At 48.8% G+C, this 14,665-nt stretch carries 20 protein-coding genes; 2 read left to right on the top strand and 18 right to left on the bottom strand.

Annotation, left to right across the window (positions count from 1 at the left end; translation table 11 throughout):
• Window positions 1-149 precede the first annotated feature (149 nt).
• Together ACOI7Z_RS26120 and ACOI7Z_RS26115 are read right to left on the bottom strand one after the other, a co-directional pair.
• Window positions 150-473, bottom strand: coding sequence for a superinfection immunity protein (locus ACOI7Z_RS26120; protein WP_077254191.1), 324 nt, complete (start codon window positions 471-473; stop codon window positions 150-152).
• Window positions 474-1,143: 670 nt separating this feature from the next.
• Window positions 1,144-2,283: a hypothetical protein gene (locus ACOI7Z_RS26115; RefSeq protein ID WP_087849744.1), complete on the bottom strand. Its 1,140-nt coding sequence runs from the start codon at window positions 2,281-2,283 to the stop codon at window positions 1,144-1,146.
• A 531-nt stretch (window positions 2,284-2,814) separates the two neighbouring features.
• Between ACOI7Z_RS26115 and ACOI7Z_RS26110 the strand changes: the two genes are divergently transcribed.
• Together ACOI7Z_RS26110 and ACOI7Z_RS26105 are read left to right on the top strand one after the other, a co-directional pair.
• Entirely contained in the window at window positions 2,815-2,913 is a 99-nt protein-coding gene (locus ACOI7Z_RS26110; protein ID WP_016831734.1) for a YoaK family small membrane protein, read from the top strand.
• A 594-nt stretch (window positions 2,914-3,507) separates the two neighbouring features.
• A complete protein-coding gene (locus tag ACOI7Z_RS26105) occupies window positions 3,508-4,209 on the top strand; it encodes a Bro-N domain-containing protein (RefSeq protein WP_004177026.1) in 702 nt (233 codons plus the stop codon).
• A gap of 61 nt (window positions 4,210-4,270) precedes the next feature.
• Here the strand turns inward: ACOI7Z_RS26105 and ACOI7Z_RS26100 are convergent, their stop codons facing one another.
• From ACOI7Z_RS26100 to ACOI7Z_RS26025, 16 genes are all read right to left on the bottom strand, one after another.
• The gene (locus ACOI7Z_RS26100) at window positions 4,271-5,248 is read right to left on the bottom strand and encodes a helix-turn-helix domain-containing protein (RefSeq protein ID WP_004177027.1); all 978 of its coding nucleotides are present in this window, start codon (window positions 5,246-5,248) and stop codon (window positions 4,271-4,273) included.
• A 20-nt stretch (window positions 5,249-5,268) separates the two neighbouring features.
• The gene (locus ACOI7Z_RS26095; protein WP_087849743.1) at window positions 5,269-5,712 is read right to left on the bottom strand and encodes a single-stranded DNA-binding protein; all 444 of its coding nucleotides are present in this window, start codon (window positions 5,710-5,712) and stop codon (window positions 5,269-5,271) included.
• Window positions 5,713-5,893: 181 nt separating this feature from the next.
• Window positions 5,894-8,008: a DUF927 domain-containing protein gene (locus ACOI7Z_RS26090; protein WP_032411700.1), complete on the bottom strand. Its 2,115-nt coding sequence runs from the start codon at window positions 8,006-8,008 to the stop codon at window positions 5,894-5,896.
• Entirely contained in the window at window positions 8,005-8,220 is a 216-nt protein-coding gene (locus ACOI7Z_RS26085; RefSeq protein WP_004177030.1) for a hypothetical protein, read from the bottom strand. The genes ACOI7Z_RS26090 and ACOI7Z_RS26085 overlap by 4 nt, the downstream gene beginning before the upstream one ends.
• On the bottom strand, window positions 8,217-8,480 hold the full coding sequence (locus ACOI7Z_RS26080; protein WP_004202353.1) for a hypothetical protein: 264 nt from the start codon (window positions 8,478-8,480) through the stop codon (window positions 8,217-8,219). The genes ACOI7Z_RS26085 and ACOI7Z_RS26080 overlap by 4 nt, the downstream gene beginning before the upstream one ends.
• A complete protein-coding gene (locus ACOI7Z_RS26075) occupies window positions 8,477-8,794 on the bottom strand; it encodes a hypothetical protein (protein WP_004202352.1) in 318 nt (105 codons plus the stop codon). Before ACOI7Z_RS26075 ends, ACOI7Z_RS26080 begins: the two co-directional genes overlap by 4 nt.
• Entirely contained in the window at window positions 8,791-8,970 is a 180-nt protein-coding gene (locus ACOI7Z_RS26070; protein ID WP_004202351.1) for a hypothetical protein, read from the bottom strand. Before ACOI7Z_RS26070 ends, ACOI7Z_RS26075 begins: the two co-directional genes overlap by 4 nt.
• On the bottom strand, window positions 8,963-9,757 hold the full coding sequence (locus tag ACOI7Z_RS26065; protein WP_227539059.1) for a host cell division inhibitor Icd-like protein: 795 nt from the start codon (window positions 9,755-9,757) through the stop codon (window positions 8,963-8,965). The genes ACOI7Z_RS26070 and ACOI7Z_RS26065 overlap by 8 nt, the downstream gene beginning before the upstream one ends.
• Complete coding sequence (locus ACOI7Z_RS26060) at window positions 9,754-9,933, bottom strand: DUF4222 domain-containing protein (protein WP_004202343.1); 180 nt, start codon at window positions 9,931-9,933, stop codon at window positions 9,754-9,756. Before ACOI7Z_RS26060 ends, ACOI7Z_RS26065 begins: the two co-directional genes overlap by 4 nt.
• The gene (locus tag ACOI7Z_RS26055; RefSeq protein ID WP_087849742.1) at window positions 9,926-10,735 is read right to left on the bottom strand and encodes an antA/AntB antirepressor family protein; all 810 of its coding nucleotides are present in this window, start codon (window positions 10,733-10,735) and stop codon (window positions 9,926-9,928) included. Before ACOI7Z_RS26055 ends, ACOI7Z_RS26060 begins: the two co-directional genes overlap by 8 nt.
• 13 nt (window positions 10,736-10,748) lie before the next feature.
• On the bottom strand, window positions 10,749-11,183 hold the full coding sequence (locus tag ACOI7Z_RS26050; protein ID WP_004202341.1) for a hypothetical protein: 435 nt from the start codon (window positions 11,181-11,183) through the stop codon (window positions 10,749-10,751).
• Window positions 11,183-11,380 carry a helix-turn-helix transcriptional regulator gene (locus tag ACOI7Z_RS26045; protein ID WP_087849741.1) on the bottom strand — a complete coding sequence of 66 codons (198 nt, stop codon included), beginning with the start codon at window positions 11,378-11,380 and terminating at the stop codon, window positions 11,183-11,185. The genes ACOI7Z_RS26050 and ACOI7Z_RS26045 overlap by 1 nt, the downstream gene beginning before the upstream one ends.
• 227 nt (window positions 11,381-11,607) lie before the next feature.
• Window positions 11,608-12,333, bottom strand: a complete 726-nt coding sequence (locus ACOI7Z_RS26040; RefSeq protein WP_087849740.1) for a hypothetical protein — start codon at window positions 12,331-12,333, stop codon at window positions 11,608-11,610.
• Window positions 12,334-12,476: 143 nt separating this feature from the next.
• The gene (locus tag ACOI7Z_RS26035) at window positions 12,477-13,691 is read right to left on the bottom strand and encodes a tyrosine-type recombinase/integrase (RefSeq protein ID WP_077254206.1); all 1,215 of its coding nucleotides are present in this window, start codon (window positions 13,689-13,691) and stop codon (window positions 12,477-12,479) included.
• Window positions 13,692-14,056: 365 nt separating this feature from the next.
• Window positions 14,057-14,374, bottom strand: a complete 318-nt coding sequence (locus ACOI7Z_RS26030) for a hypothetical protein (protein ID WP_064169514.1) — start codon at window positions 14,372-14,374, stop codon at window positions 14,057-14,059.
• Window positions 14,374-14,613, bottom strand: coding sequence for a hypothetical protein (locus tag ACOI7Z_RS26025; RefSeq protein ID WP_137916216.1), 240 nt, complete (start codon window positions 14,611-14,613; stop codon window positions 14,374-14,376). The genes ACOI7Z_RS26030 and ACOI7Z_RS26025 overlap by 1 nt, the downstream gene beginning before the upstream one ends.
• Between the last annotated feature and the right edge of the window lie 52 nt (window positions 14,614-14,665).

Here is a 14,665-nt window from a genome sequence, read left to right as displayed (position 1 = left end):
TGATCGGTTCATCTGCTTACCCCTGATATTTATACAGTCAATTCATATTGTAGTTTATGCAACATAAATGACAAGCATTGCATTTTGTGAAACACTAAGGTACAAAAAAACCCCGCCGAAGCGGGGTTTTATTTCTGGATGATTAACACTTATGGTATGTCTTTTCCGCAAAATCGGCACAATATTGCTTCTTTTTTTATTGTTTCGGCGCAATACGGACATTTTTTAGTATCGTCTACTGAACCGCCACCAGCTGAGTCCGCGCCAAACACCTGTGGTTCAAGCTTAACCACTCCGGGGTTTGTGAAAGACCAGACAAGCGCGGCTATCCAACCCAAGAAGCTCCAGCCCAGGACAATATTTAGCACCCATATTGCCGTAGCGTTTTTATGCTCCCTTGAACTGGCTATAACGCCGGGAAGAACATAAATGATAATAGCGAATATCAACACAATGATGTGCCATACTGACATCAACTTATCCCCAAAAGTAAATGAAGTATTATCGTAACATCGAAGAAGACTAATCCAATACAGCCACTTTCATCGACTTGTTTTTAACCTGAACGCCTCGGCGTTTGACTGAGTAATCCCCATGCGGTGCCTAGTCTCCTTAGCGGTTTGTGAAGGCCTCCGAAATCTTCTGCAGAGGCTGGTGGGCGCTTAACTATCTTCCGCCACAGCCCGTCTCAACGACCATTTTCGAGCGCTATCAGTCCTTATAGGCAGAACTCATCAAGATTGCCTATCTATAGGCATAACACACCATTCCTGCCATACATAGCCAGAACACACCGTTTCTGCCTATAAATAAAATATGGGCATTTTCATGGGGTGGTATGATTCTACATGTAATGCTCAAACTGCTACGCAGCAACGGTGACCAGCATGAACAGAACGACGAGGACAACGCCCATCACCCTGCACCTTGTAAAGAATGCCACTCCTGCAGAGAGACCAATTAACGCCAGGGTGACTGGCCAGATAGCAATTGCTGTCAAGTAGGCCGCTATCAGGTAATCCTTTGTCAAACCTTATATCTCTTTTTCTTTCAGGGCTTTTGTAACTACCGAACACATAACAGGCTAATTAGCAAAACATAATCAGAGCCCTGTGATAACAGGGCTCGCATTTTTCTGGTTATTCAAAGAGAGCTTTTTTTCGCTGCTTCAACCTCAGTTTCACAAACATCATAGTTATTGAAATTATACTGAAGGAAGATATATCCTTTATCAGAACTGTTTGCTCTAGCTTCGATCGATACGGAAGTTAATTTACTTTTTAGTGGAGCCTCTGCAGTTCCTTTCCACTCAGCTGACAAATATCTTTCATGCTTATACAATCCCATCATCCAGTCTCTGGGGTCTTTCCATATTGAACCAGCCAGAAGGAAATCATTTTCCTTGGCCTTTCCATAGATAGAAGATAGTGACTCCATGAGCTCTTTAAATCTTGACTTGATAGTAAAGCCATAACTATCTGTATCAATATCTTTCCCAAGAGCTCTTATTTGGCATAGCCCTACTGTTGGAGATATCAACAGCCCATACGCCTCAAAGCCAGCATTCATTTTGGGTAAAGAGTTAGCCGTATAAAGATTGACATTATTCGCCATTGGCTCAAGCTCTTCACCAATCATGTCTTCAATATTTTTCTTAGACAAACCGGCCTCTAAACCGAATGGTCCTTCACCTGGTGGAAGTAACGGCGTTCTGGTGGAATGGGGTTCTGCTTTGTCTGCTTGTTTTTCTGTGATTGCTTCGTTTGCTTGCTCATTAGATACTTTCACTTCAGCTAACCCATACGTTGCCGAAAGGTATCTCTGTTGAAGCATCGCCCTTGTTTGCTCCTGCGTCGCAATAGCAGATAGTTTCAGTGCCTGTAGCAGACCACCACTGTACTGACTTGCATCTTTCTTAGCATCGGCAATCTGTGTATCAAGAGTTTCAATTTCAGTTTTTAATGCCGCCGCTGCTTCAGGATTTGGTTTAACACCGCTAACAGATATCTCAATCTTAGCCCCCGACTCAATCGCGTTAATACGCTGCTCCAAAAGGGCTTTATTAGTCCCTAAGACTTCAAGTCTGGCTGTTATAAGATTTCTAATTAATCCCCCAGTATACTGCCCCTGCTGTGATTTAGCCTCGACAATTTCTTGTTCAGCCTTAGCCAGTTCGCTACGGAGACTTGCAACTTCCTGCTTCTGCTCCGGGGTTAAATCCTTTGGCCCACACCCAGCCAAGAGGCTAGTGGCAATAACGCATGCTAAAAGTGTCTTTTTCATATCCCTAATCTCATTATGTCAGCTCGGATTTATCCTAACATCAATCGAAGCAGCAAAAAATCACCACCAATTCCTGTAGTAGGTAGAAGCGAATGGATCACCGTGTCGATGTAGCACGGAGTTAACACGTATCCCTGATAAATACACAGGTATCGCCCCTCCTGATTCCGATCTAATATTGAGCTATATCATCTGCATACCCTGTACGCATAGCTCTGACAGTTCTTCTGCGCCAGTCTGTGAAGAGGTGTCATACCCCGACACTGCAGGTCGCATGAAGGATGCAAAGATATTTGCACTGACCGTTATCGTCATCATGATGGCTGTACTGTTGTTAATTTAGTTCATCGTTGTGCTTTTCTGAGCATAATGCTGGATACCGCGGAGTCAGGCGCTAAGCTCATTCTCCGGACAAAAGCCATGAGGTTTACGCTCAAAATCGTGGTTCTCTGCGCCGCTATGCGCTGTTGCTCGTTATGCGAGTTGTGGTGCTGGAACGCTGCTTTAAATTAATTGATTCAAGGAGGATCGATGAGGATAGGTATTGCCTTCCCGGTGATCGTATTTATCGTTGCTGTAGCTTTTCTGGCGTGGTTCATTCTGGGTGGCTATGCGACTCCAGGTACATAAGGCAGATCCAACATGAGTGCAGATTTTAAAGAAACTTGCAGAATGGCTAGACAGCCAGTCCTCTGATGCTCCGCCTAAATAAGATTTAAACAATGCAGAGGAAGCATGTCTGACTTAGTTATCCCCATACTTATTACTTTGCTGATTATCGGGTTGGTTGGGATAGTCCTCAGGCTGGACAAAATTTTCTTCAAGCGAAGGAGTGGGCGGGATGACTTTGAGTAAGCCAGACCGGTAGTTCGATGTTTTTTGGTAATGCCGCAGACGTACAGGAAGCATGGGTAAGTAATCGGTGGGTAGAGAGAGGTCGCAGAAATGCGGCCTTTTTTATTGTACAACATTACATGTGTAAAAAATCACAGCGATAAGCTGATCATTTTATTGAAGTTTATTATTTTCCTGGGTAGGATTTGAGTGTTGTATGAGCATTTTGTACTCATACACAAAAGGAAAACCCCTGAACAGTTGGAGCTATTCAGGGGCTGCAAAACATCATTAATTGGCTAACAATGCTTTCTTGAGATCTCGGTTTAGAAGATTAACTCAAGCGAGATCCCCTGTAAAGCATTCGATGCCATCTTTTTAGGTGGTGCGATGAGTCATCCTGTTGCTTTGAATGAGTTCGATTTTAACGGTAATGCCGTAAGAACTATGACTGATGAATATTCAGAGGTGTGGTTTGTAGCAAAAGATGTTGCAGATATTCTTGGATATGCAGAAACCAGCAACATGACTGAAAGGCTGGATGAGGATGAGAAAAGAAAACAGACCCTGCAAAATGGACGAAACTACACAAATCAGACACTTATTAATGAGTCTGGGTTATATAATGCAGTAATGGGGTCGCAGAAGGTAGAAGCGAAACACTTTAAAAAATGGGTTACTTCTGAGGTTCTTCCATCTATCCGTAAAACTGGCGGATATAACATGGTGCCTCAAACCTATGCTGATGCGCTTCGACAACTTGCCGATCAGGCAGAAGCGACTGAGCGTGCACAACTTATGCTGGAAAAGAAAGATGGTCAGTTTAAATCAGTGCGCGGCGCCTATGGTCAACATGTTATGCAGCACAACAAGTATGTTCATAGCAAAGGCGAAGGATTTAGGCACGCTACGATTGCGCATGTTAAAAGCGTTATGCCTGGAAAGTACAGTTGGCAGGCGCTGGCAAACTACTGCAGCTACCACAACCTATCAGTAGAAATTCTTACACCTCACTACCAATCCGTTCCATTAAACTCCTACCCTGCAGAAGCATGGATGGCGATCTACAATATCGACATCACAAAATTCTGATACCTATTTAATAAGAATGTAACGTCCATAACCCGGCCACCGTGCCGGGTTTCTTTTACACCTAACCCTTTGTAACCAAATTCATGAGAATAGCATCTACCTCATCTCGCCCTTCGTGTCGGTCACTTTTGAGTAACCATTTCAGCACATCAATAGCCTCCTGCTGGTGGATAGGACTGATCGTAGCAAGTTGGGTATCAAGCCAGTCCTCTCGATCATAGACCTCCTGACTCAGCCCTTCTGAATACTGGTGACCTAACTCTCGCCCAGCAGCATCGCGTATCCAATAAAGCCACGTCCAGTAATCAAATTCGCGGACAACATCGGATAGTGTGTGAGGTGAAGGCAGTACATCCGTGAAACCATGATGTGCATCTTTCCGAGCATCATCCAGTTCCAGATATCGCTCGATACCTGAAATACTTCCATCGGCGACTTCTTCCCTCGTCAGCCCAAAATCCTCATCTACCAGAAATGCAGATCGTGAGATGAGCAACTCTGCTTCTACTGGTTCCATAGCAGCTTCATAACTACCAAACACAGCACGAACTTCGCTGGCCTTCCTGATATTCTCCCTGGCAAGCTTGAGGTAGTGCTGAGGATCATCCATGAAAAAGGTACCGAAAGCGGTTTGCAATATGTCAGCACCATTAGCGACCATCCAGTCACGATACCGTTTCTCTACGTCTTTTGGGCTAATGGTAAGCTTCTCAAGTGCTGCCTCTGCAGCATCCAGATGTGCTGGCTCATTCAGCTTAATCACTTCCAGCACCCACAAATAAGCATCGGTCTGCTTATGACCAGTGATGACCTTTTGGGGCGGCAGTGCCTTTGTTAACGCAGGTACGTTCGAAAAGCGCGCCTCAGGGATAGTGAAAAGAACCTTGTGAGCCGGATTATCAGCGAACAATCCACTGCGCTGGCAGAAGCTACTCACAGTGCTGGGCTTAAGTCCCATTTTATTCGCGATGGTGCGATACCCTACACCACTACGTTTGAGGCGAGCGATTTCCGCCTTCTGTTCTGTAGTCAGTCGCATGTTACTGATCCATACCCATGTCAAAAATCATCGTCATACGGAGGTGTCTGGTCGTATCCTTCATACCCGGTCGCGGGCGGTTGCTGCTCCTGGGCCCGGCGCAGGGCATCAGTAGCCTGTCCTTGTTGACCTACTTTACCGCCTGGGCGGACCGTTCTGGCGCTGAGTACACTGTCCGCAATAACCTGATAACCTTGCTGCATACCACCATCCTGACCAGTCCACTGATTGAGCTGCATATTGCCCGCCATGCTGACAAGGTCGCCTTTATGGTGTTTGGCCAGCGCGTCAGCCTGCTTACCAAAGGCAATCACGCCCAACCAGAAAGTAGCCTCTCCGTTATCTGCCGCATTACAGGGCAGAGCTACCGCCAGGCGGGCCATTGTCATGTTCGTACCTTTTCCCGTTGTTCTGGTCTGCGGGTCGGCCACCAGCCGGCCATACGCTGAAATTTGAGCTGTCATCGCAGTGATCCTCTCTTCTGATACCCTGTACCTGATTCAGTGTTGGTTCAAACTGGTAGTTTGTTGCCTCAATGTTGGTTCATTTTTTAAACATGAAACCTTATTAAACAGATAGATATAACTACTGAGGCAACTGAACCAACTGAACCAACACCTAAACTACACACATGGAAGAATGCTTTTACTCTGGCTGGTCGTCGTCCGGCAAATACTGCAGGACATAAACCCGAATCTGTCGCCCATCAATGCGTGGTGACTTTCTCTGAAACCCCCGGCCTGAAGTCGGCGGTGTCAGCATGCCAGCTTTCTTCAATACCTCCGCAAACTGACGAGTGTTAAAGCCGCGGGCGATCTCCCCTTCGAAGGCTGCCGGGAAGGTGTAGAACACCATCGGGTCAGTCTCATGACCGCCCTTCTGCCGGTATCCCGCCATGTTGGAGATGGGGAGACTGGTCGGGTCATACGGGAACGGTGCAAAGCGGCTCATGCCGTAAGCGTTCAGGAATGCCTCTGTCTGCTCAATAATTTGCTGATGCTCTTTGTTGCCGGTACCGAATTCACGCAGCCAGGCGTTATAGCTGTACTGAATAGCATCCCGACACGTCTGCTCATCCCAGCCGGTGATCACATTACCTAACAATAGTGCGGCTTCCAGAATGGCAAACCGGGCGCCAACACGATGGACCTGCTCCCCGTAATCCGACGGGATCAGACTACGCCAGCGCTCTTCCGCTGCCCTGACGGCGCTTACTGCCTCTTGCTGGTGGTCCGCTAGCCACTTCACCCACTCGCGCCCGGCCACTCCGTGGTTGTGCTGGTATGCATCTTTGAGAGCATCGGCATGGTGCTTACCATTGGTATGCTCATGGAAACGCACTGCCCGACGCATCGGAATGTTCAGCAGGCGAACCAGTTGGCCCGCTTTAGCCTTACGGCCGGCACTGGCAATGAAGGTCTCCAGATCCATCTCACCGGTACTGATGGCCACAGTACGCCAGCGCTTAAGATCACGGTTTCCCCCTTCCTTCGCTCCCTGCAGTTTTCCCGTGCCGTTAAACAGCGCGTAGGCCGATTTATAGACCTCCACCGGGTCAGCCCCCTGGCCGATTTCGTCTAGCGGCATCAGCGCGTCGTTGTGTGCGGCAGCTTCATTCGCCAGCCCCAGCGCTGTACCGTACCAGGTGAGACGCAGCACGTCAGGGTTACCGTAAAGACTGGCGGCCACATTAGCAGTGGTAGTCTTACCCGCGCTCGACTGTTCGTAGAGGTGGATGCCGAATCCATCCGCACCAGCAAGGCCAATCAGCGGGGCGGCCAGAGCTGCGGCCACACCAGTCATCATCGAGTAGTTGCCAAAGGCCAGACGTCCAACGCTCTCTCGCCAGCTTTCAACAGTACCGCTGGTGGTATAACCGGATGCGGCAGAACTTCGTCCGTTAAACAGCACCGGTTGATCTGGAGTACCAATGATCTCGCCATCCGGCATGATGTAGGCGCCACACTGCCAGCCCGTAGCATGCGCAATCCGCCATACCTCACCATTGGCACAGCTCTGCAGCCAGTCGGCCAACGTTGCACGTAAACCACTTTTGGTTGTGACGTTCAACCCACCAGCTTTGAGCGTTCGCCAGCCTTCGCGTTCACCAATATCAGCAAATGGTATTGCCTGGACAGTATCCCCCTTCGAACCGAATGGGCGCCAGCGCAGGATCAGATACCGGGTTTTACTGTCATCTATGCCAGTGCCTATGACCTCCAAAGCAGAACACAGCCAGCTTTCACGGGTAGTTATTTCCCCGGTATCTTTGTCTGATTTGGGTTCAACCCAAAAAATACCGTCAGCTCGGCTTTCAACATGTGGCTTCAGGTTGTCACTATTCGCAGATTTATTGGCTTTCAGAATTGATGTCGTTGTGTGCTCGCCCTGTTCTCTGAGCCTGGCCAGATATTGCCTCCAGTTTTCCGGTTTTTGGTCAGGAATTCCCTTATATAATTTCGCTTCCAGTACACCTGCCTGAGCAAGTTTTTCCCCAATGGCATTAATCATTATTGGCTCAATGCTTCCAGCCAGATAAACACGAGCACTGCGACGCCCTTTATCAATAATTTGCAGGTTCTCCAGTTCCGCCAGCTGCTTCGGTCCAAGATAAATGGGAGGTGTTCTGTCCTCAGCGACTTGTTTACCCATGCCCTCTTCCCATCCTTTTGCATGTGCATACGCATCGGTTCCAGCAAAAATAACTGCTTCAGTAAATTTTTCTTTTGGCAAATGTTTCAGGTTAGGTGCCAGTTTCATTGACGCTTCTCCCGATGTGCACGCAAGACGTAATCAGCAAGTTCTTCATCCGCCGTTTTAATCGTTTCTGGTACATCCTGGAGTAACGAGATCAGAGCACAAATTAACTGCATATCCCGTTCAGATGCTTTCGTGCCCTCTAACCATATTGAGAGCAGTGCCTGTGCTTGTTCAACACGACATTGGGCATCAATAAGCTGCATATCGCTCATACCCTGACCTCCGCATCAATTCTGGCCATATCGACAATCGCCAGGACTTTATCCAGCCAGCAATGCACAATGACTGCTTGCTCAACGTCGAGGTATGGTGATAAATCTGTCATTACATGAACCAACCCATTGCGAGCGCGGGCCATACGTTCTGCGGTACGCTCTGCCAGCGTAAAATCTTCCGGATACGGTTGCTCACGGGATAGCATCGCCTCGGCCTCAAGTTCAGCAGGATGGCGGTATATAGCGTTTATATTCATTTTCCCGCCCTCATTTTTGATTCTTTGACGCAGTCAGAACGACACACACCCGCATTCGCTACGGTATCGTTCAGCGCCAGCACCACCTCACCAACCGTACCCAGCATTGCGCCTATTTTGCGCATGTCTCCCTTTGCGGTCTCCTCGGTGTAGTTGTCATTGTCCGTGGCCCAGAACATCAGGCTTCCAATGGCACTAATGCCGAGTAACAAATCACTCACAGCCTCATCCATGCGGTTTTGAATGCCTTCCAGCTCATCAACGGTGGCGCCTTTGCCGAATTCGTGGCGAACTAAATCGTTATACAGGCTCATGCCGCCACCTCCTGAACGCGTGTGATGCGTACATGGCGGAACCCCTCACGCTGCGCCTGAAGCACTGCGTGGGCCATTGCTGTTTTAGTGTCGCTGGATGTGAGTTGATAGCCGATGCCAACGGTTAAACCGCGCTTATTAACGGCGTAGCCGGTGATGCGGAAATTGTTACGCATGAGCCACCTCCAGACGGATGCGACCAGCGAAAAAGCAGACATGATCGCGAGCCAGTGAACGGCGGGCGTCACGTTCAGACGGTGCGGCGATATGGTGAATTTGGGCTTTAATTGTCGTCATATCGCGGCGAACAGCGGCGATAATCCAGATAAACTGCGGATTTGGGGTAGGGGTAGTAGCCACAATGGCAGCCTCCTTGTACTGGGGATTAATCCCACCACCGGAAACGCCAATTTCACTGGTGGTGAGCTGAACAGGGTTGGCGTAACCGGCGTACAAGGTAACCGGCGCGGATTTCTCCGCCCCCATCCAACTCACCATAACTCTGCAAGCGGCACGGATTATAACCGCAGCGCTGAAAAAAGGGTGAGCGAATGTGAGGACACAAAAAAAGACGCTAGGCGCGTCATGTGTCGCCTTGTACTTTTCCAGGACGCCAATCCCGGCACCAGATTTTGCTGGTGCGTTATAACCATAGACCGGGATACCGTCAGGCCGCAAGCCCTTTTTGTTACGGTGCGGCAATTTATAGCTGGCGGTGTGATGTGCTCCACATCCACCGCCGGCGCCGGACACGCTATCTTCCAGATAGTCAGTTTCCGAACGTTTACCCGCGGGCGTAATTGTCTCGAAACTCTGCCAGGCGTTTTGTACGCCACTATCAGTGGCCCGCAAAGTGACAGGTTTTGACAGGTTTCCACGGTGGCGCACCGCCTGCAGAGCGTTAACTTTTGCATACATCAGGCCAGCCAGAGAGAGGCTTTTGCGCCGTGCACCGGTAATCATTGCTTCACCTCCGTGTACTCCTTCATGAAGCGCTCAATGGGCTGTACGCATGGGAACTGATAGCCCTCGCGATAGAACGTCACGCGGTTATGCGCTACAGCGGTTACGCTCACCATCTGGCCGTGAGCGTCGCGATAGGAGTGGTTTGGCAGCGGTGTGCTGGTGGGCTTATTCATCGTTAGCCCCCAGACGTTTAGCCAGCCAACGCTGAGAGAGGCGGGTTAATTCCGCTTTACGCTGGCCGTACTCCATGCCCATATCGATCAGCGTGATGTTTGTACCCTCCAGGTAGCTGAGGTGTTCCAGTTGGGCGGCGCTCATGCTATCGCGCGGTTCGCCGTCGATACCGTTCACCTGCGCCCACTGCTTAGCGGTCATGCCACCCAGCACAATACGGGCGATCATGTTGCTTTCATTGCTGTAATGACGAGTTTGAGTCTCCTTACCCATCTCAGCACGGGCAGTCTCCAGAGCGGCGCACATCGGCTTAAAGAAATTGGCAGCACCAATGCGGGCTTTGAGATGGCGGCGGTACTTCGCGGCGATTTCCGGCGCACTCAGCTGTAACGCCTCCTCGCACTGGATGAAGTACCTGCGCACAGCTCGCCCCTGCTCGTTACGCTCAACCATTGCCACTTCTTTAGCCATATCCAGCGAGAGAAGATAATCATGCTCAATTTGCTGGCGAAATTTTGCGCTCCCCGAAACGGGTGAGCTCAAATTTTCAACGGTGATGTAATCCACACCAGCGGCAAAACCATACTGACTAATGCGCCCTTTAATCCAGGTGGTGAAGTCGCGCCCCACACCCAGCGCTTTATGCAGTGCTCTGGCGCTAGCAATATTAGTTTCGCGCCCGCCAATTTGACCGGAAATAACGGGAACGATAGCGGCAAAGTCATTACCGTTAATTACACCAGAGTTAACGTCAGGTTGAGGGGCGGCCTCAGAATTAAATCTGCTTTTTTCGATTCTCATTTTGTCAGCTCCTTTATGCGGCGGTAAGGTTGTCCGGGTAGAGATTCAGAATGTCGGCGATATCCTGCTTAGAAAGGCCATAGTAACCACCAGCGGCAGCATTACTGTTTACCAGTTGAATAACTTTTAGAACGTCACCGCGCCCGGTAAAGCGGTAACGGAGGTGTGAGCCGATGCCGTCAGGGTTCTTTTCGTCGATACGTTCTAACTGAATATTAAGTCGACGCTCAATTTCACTAGCGTAGTTCCTGCCAGACGAAAGGCGGCAGTAACGCAGAATATCGTTTTCTGTCCATCCCTCAAAGCCGGTACGCAACATATAAACGCGGGCACGATGCTTTTTTGGGGTACGCTTAGGTACTTGTACAGGGCTGGTGGTCGGCGTAATATCAGAGGTGCGAATATCTGAGTTAGCCGCCTGCTTTTCGGGGCGGTTTTTCTTTTTCATTACACTACCTCACCACGCGATTCGGCAATGCGCTGATTAATCCACTCGTCAATTTCGCTTTCAATGAATGCGATCGAGCGCGAGCCAATTTTAATTGCGGTGGGAAAACGCTGTTCGCTCATAAGACGATACAACCACGCCTTACTGTAGCCAGTGCGTTTCTGAACCTCAGAGAATCGAATTAATGATTGGGGCATATTTACCTCGTAACGTCTATTGCGGTTTACGAGATAGTTACATTAAAAATCAGCATAATATAGATAGGCACCATTTTGTGGGATGCCCTCTATTTGAGAAGAAACTAAAGTATCAGTGGGCACTAATGATAGCTATGTAACACATGCTTAAAATGACCAATAGCAAGGATAATCAGGTAGAGTACCCACCATTAGCCATAAATGGTGAGCACACGATACGATATTGATTATTTTGATTTTTTTGCCCGCCTACCTATACCCTGCAGACAGACAGGACGCAGAACAAGGTTCACCGCCTCCGCCATATTTTTACCAGCCCCCCTTTCAGTTAAGTAGTCAATTACTTCTTTTTTAGTTGGTGCCGTCTGTGGATCATCTACATCATATGTTGACCAAAGTTCCTTTATGGCATCTTGGACAAACTCCAAACCTTCACTCTGATGCTCATACTTAGGAAGAAATAGAATGTCGCCACTGACTGGCTCTGGAGCAACATCTATGACATGTTGAGGAGAAATTATCTCGCAATTCATAGAAATTACTTTCTTTGGCGCTGGCTTACGCACAAAATCGACATTCTCATTCTCAATCCATGCATACAATGAGTCTCTTGTTATAATAGTTTTACTCTTTGAAATTTCGCAATTTCTGTCAGTTGGTTTAACCGGTGTATATTCAATATAATCAGGCCCATTCCAGTTTTCTACTATTTGCTCTGAATAGCAGAGTATCGGCGTTAATATCCCACGCCTAATAGCCGTTAAAATCCCCGAACACATTCCCCATGCTTGTTTCCAACGTTCATGGTTGCAAGCCCTTACTTGATCAAGTTCTTTTCCTTCATCAAAATCAAATGGATCAATTCCAGCCAGTAATAAAGCAGCTTGGGAGATACTGAACTCTTGAACTGTTTTCCAGTGGGATAAGTCAGGAAGATTTTCGACAATAGGCATACGCCACCTCGCGCCCTCTGATTTTGGCGGCTATGCCAATCCGCAGAGGTGTGCAGATTTTCGGGGATCAGCCTAGACATAGCCTATTCTTTGTTCGTCTACCTAAGTCTACTATCGTCTGTATATACTGTCTATGCATCCAGTCAGGCGCGTTTCCCGAACGAGCCATGGACCACATTTTCACCATTCTCCAGCGCCTGCATATAGTCGGCATACCACTGGAGCATTTCCCGACGGCCATCCAGATACTGAGCATGGTTATATGTCCCGCGTATTGAGTTCTTATCGACGTGGGCCAACTGCGTTTCAATCCAGGCTGTGTTATATCCCTGTTCATGGAGGATGGTACTCATGGTGTGGCGGAAGCCGTGCCCGGTCGCTTTACCGTCATAACCGATTCGTTTAATCACCTGGTTGATGCTGGCCTCACTCATTGGCTTACCGGCATCATTCCGCCCCGGGAAAACATACTTCCCTCGCCCGGTAAGCTGGTGGATTTCTTCAAGCAGTTCGCGAACCTGAGTTGAGATAGGAACGAGATGTGGCCGCCGCATCTTCATTCGCTCTGCTGGGATATTCCAGATCCCTTTATCGAAGTCGATATCAACCCATTCAGAAGCACGGAGCTCAATTGTCCTGAGCCCAGTAAGCATAAGCAGGCGGGTAGCATTTCGAGTCACCACGCTGCCGCTATAGTCGTTCAGAGCTCGCAGAAAGTCAGGTATTTGTTCAACCGATAAATGAGGGAAGTGTTTTTGCTTTGGTGCTTTTAGAGTACTGGCGAGATCGACCACGGGATTATGTTCTGCTCTGCCTGTGATGACAGCATAGGTGAAGATCTGACGGCAGGCTTGACGTGTCTTTTTGAGCTTATCAAGTACTCCACGTTGTTCCATCTTGCGAAGAACAGCCAGCATATCAACGGGCTTAATATCAGTGATCGACCGGGAGCCAATATAAGGAAAAATATCTTTTCTCAGATACTCCAGGATGTCGCTGGCATAGCCTGCTGACCAGTTCATCGATTTATGTTCATGCCATTCCAGCGCCAGTCTCTCAAAGCTGTTTGATACGGCCATCGCCCTGGCATGTTTTTTTTCCTGCTTTTCCTGTCCCGGGTCACCACCTGCAGCCAGTACTTTTTTAGCCTCTGCTCGTTTTTGACGTGCATCGGCCAGCGAGACCTCAGGGTATACACCTAAAGCCAATGACTTTTCTTTACCGGCGACCCGGTACTTCAGCCGCCAGTATCGAGCGCCGTTGGGGTTCACCAAGAGGTAAAGGCCACCGCCATCAGACAGTTTATAGGGTTTGTCCTTAGCTTTAGATGTATCGACCTGGCGGGCTGTGAGCTTCACTTGGGGGTATCTCATTTCATTGAACAGGAATCTACCCCCAAATGTACCCCCACATGAATGTGGATTTCAATAGACCATAGTAGACATTGAGATAATGAAATATTGGAGAATGCCGCGTATATGCTGGGTTTAGTAGACTTCAGAGGACGCTAAGAGAAGTGAGTATGGCACGCCCTACAGGATTCGAACCTGTGACCTACGGCTTAGAAGAAAGTAGAGCGTTAAATAACTCACTGTAATCACACATGTTTACCGCGTTCGCATCCGGTTTTGTGTCGTTTCGTGTCGTTTGAATACATCCCTGTATTTATCGTGCATTCCTGTAACGCCACATCTACGACACAGCAGCCTCGAGCTGACAGCAACTAAACAACCGCGTTGTCCTGGCGCACATCGCAGATAGTAAACGTCACGACGCCGATGACAGTAACATCGTCCAGGGCTTCACCCTCGATCGCTTCACCATCTTCGGTAATCAGTGACTTTCCTCTCAGCGTGGCAAGCTCCGTCCCGCCGCCGTGCTGGATCAGAACCTGACTACCCTGCTTTGGTTTCAGGGAGATATCCAGCACAACGTAACCGCCAGATTGCTCGAAGACGAGCGTATTTGGACCGACATTGCAGATCGAGTTAACCGTTAATCGCTGTTCCGTGTAGTCCGTCGCCGGTGATGGAAAGCCCATTACAGAACCCTCCCCATGTTGGCCATCATCCACAGCGTGTTTTCGCTATGGTCCGGCGTCTTATCGACGAAATACGTTTGCTCGCGCGCTATCCAGGCGTTAGCTTCCACCTCGGAAAAGTGGATGCCATGCTGGCACAGCGCGCTAACAAAGTCGCGGGTGTGAAGGTACTGGAACCCCTTGGAGCTGCGCAAAACCGACTCGCGAAAAGCCGCGGCGATGTCTGACTGTCGAAGCATGATCTGCCCTCCCATTAACACTGTTTTTATATACAGTAGTTTTAAGTGAGTG

Source organism: Klebsiella sp. C283, assembly GCF_048822555.1.
Taxonomy (GTDB): domain Bacteria; phylum Pseudomonadota; class Gammaproteobacteria; order Enterobacterales; family Enterobacteriaceae; genus Klebsiella; species Klebsiella quasipneumoniae.
This window is presented reverse-complemented; position numbering and strand designations above follow the sequence as displayed.

Excerpts from the sequence above, each read along its gene's own strand:
- ACOI7Z_RS26075 (WP_004202352.1), bottom strand. The coding sequence starts at position 8,794 with ATGAGCCTGTATAACGATTTAGTTCGCCACGAATTCGGCAAAGGCGCC.
- ACOI7Z_RS26045 (WP_087849741.1), bottom strand. The coding sequence starts at position 11,380 with ATGCCCCAATCATTAATTCGATTCTCTGAGGTTCAGAAACGCACTGGC.
- ACOI7Z_RS26105 (WP_004177026.1), top strand. The coding sequence starts at position 3,508 with ATGAGTCATCCTGTTGCTTTGAATGAGTTCGATTTTAACGGTAATGCC.
- ACOI7Z_RS26055 (WP_087849742.1), bottom strand. The coding sequence starts at position 10,735 with ATGAGAATCGAAAAAAGCAGATTTAATTCTGAGGCCGCCCCTCAACCT.
- ACOI7Z_RS26060 (WP_004202343.1), bottom strand. The coding sequence starts at position 9,933 with ATGAATAAGCCCACCAGCACACCGCTGCCAAACCACTCCTATCGCGAC.
- ACOI7Z_RS26025 (WP_137916216.1), bottom strand. The coding sequence starts at position 14,613 with ATGCTTCGACAGTCAGACATCGCCGCGGCTTTTCGCGAGTCGGTTTTG.
- ACOI7Z_RS26050 (WP_004202341.1), bottom strand. The coding sequence starts at position 11,183 with ATGAAAAAGAAAAACCGCCCCGAAAAGCAGGCGGCTAACTCAGATATT.
- ACOI7Z_RS26080 (WP_004202353.1), bottom strand. The coding sequence starts at position 8,480 with ATGAATATAAACGCTATATACCGCCATCCTGCTGAACTTGAGGCCGAG.
- ACOI7Z_RS26030 (WP_064169514.1), bottom strand. The coding sequence starts at position 14,374 with ATGGGCTTTCCATCACCGGCGACGGACTACACGGAACAGCGATTAACG.
- ACOI7Z_RS26120 (WP_077254191.1), bottom strand. The coding sequence starts at position 473 with ATGTCAGTATGGCACATCATTGTGTTGATATTCGCTATTATCATTTAT.
- ACOI7Z_RS26100 (WP_004177027.1), bottom strand. The coding sequence starts at position 5,248 with ATGCGACTGACTACAGAACAGAAGGCGGAAATCGCTCGCCTCAAACGT.
- ACOI7Z_RS26110 (WP_016831734.1), top strand. The coding sequence starts at position 2,815 with ATGAGGATAGGTATTGCCTTCCCGGTGATCGTATTTATCGTTGCTGTA.
- ACOI7Z_RS26085 (WP_004177030.1), bottom strand. The coding sequence starts at position 8,220 with ATGAGCGATATGCAGCTTATTGATGCCCAATGTCGTGTTGAACAAGCA.
- ACOI7Z_RS26090 (WP_032411700.1), bottom strand. The coding sequence starts at position 8,008 with ATGAAACTGGCACCTAACCTGAAACATTTGCCAAAAGAAAAATTTACT.
- ACOI7Z_RS26070 (WP_004202351.1), bottom strand. The coding sequence starts at position 8,970 with ATGCGTAACAATTTCCGCATCACCGGCTACGCCGTTAATAAGCGCGGT.
- ACOI7Z_RS26115 (WP_087849744.1), bottom strand. The coding sequence starts at position 2,283 with ATGAAAAAGACACTTTTAGCATGCGTTATTGCCACTAGCCTCTTGGCT.
- ACOI7Z_RS26095 (WP_087849743.1), bottom strand. The coding sequence starts at position 5,712 with ATGACAGCTCAAATTTCAGCGTATGGCCGGCTGGTGGCCGACCCGCAG.
- ACOI7Z_RS26065 (WP_227539059.1), bottom strand. The coding sequence starts at position 9,757 with ATGATTACCGGTGCACGGCGCAAAAGCCTCTCTCTGGCTGGCCTGATG.
- ACOI7Z_RS26040 (WP_087849740.1), bottom strand. The coding sequence starts at position 12,333 with ATGCCTATTGTCGAAAATCTTCCTGACTTATCCCACTGGAAAACAGTT.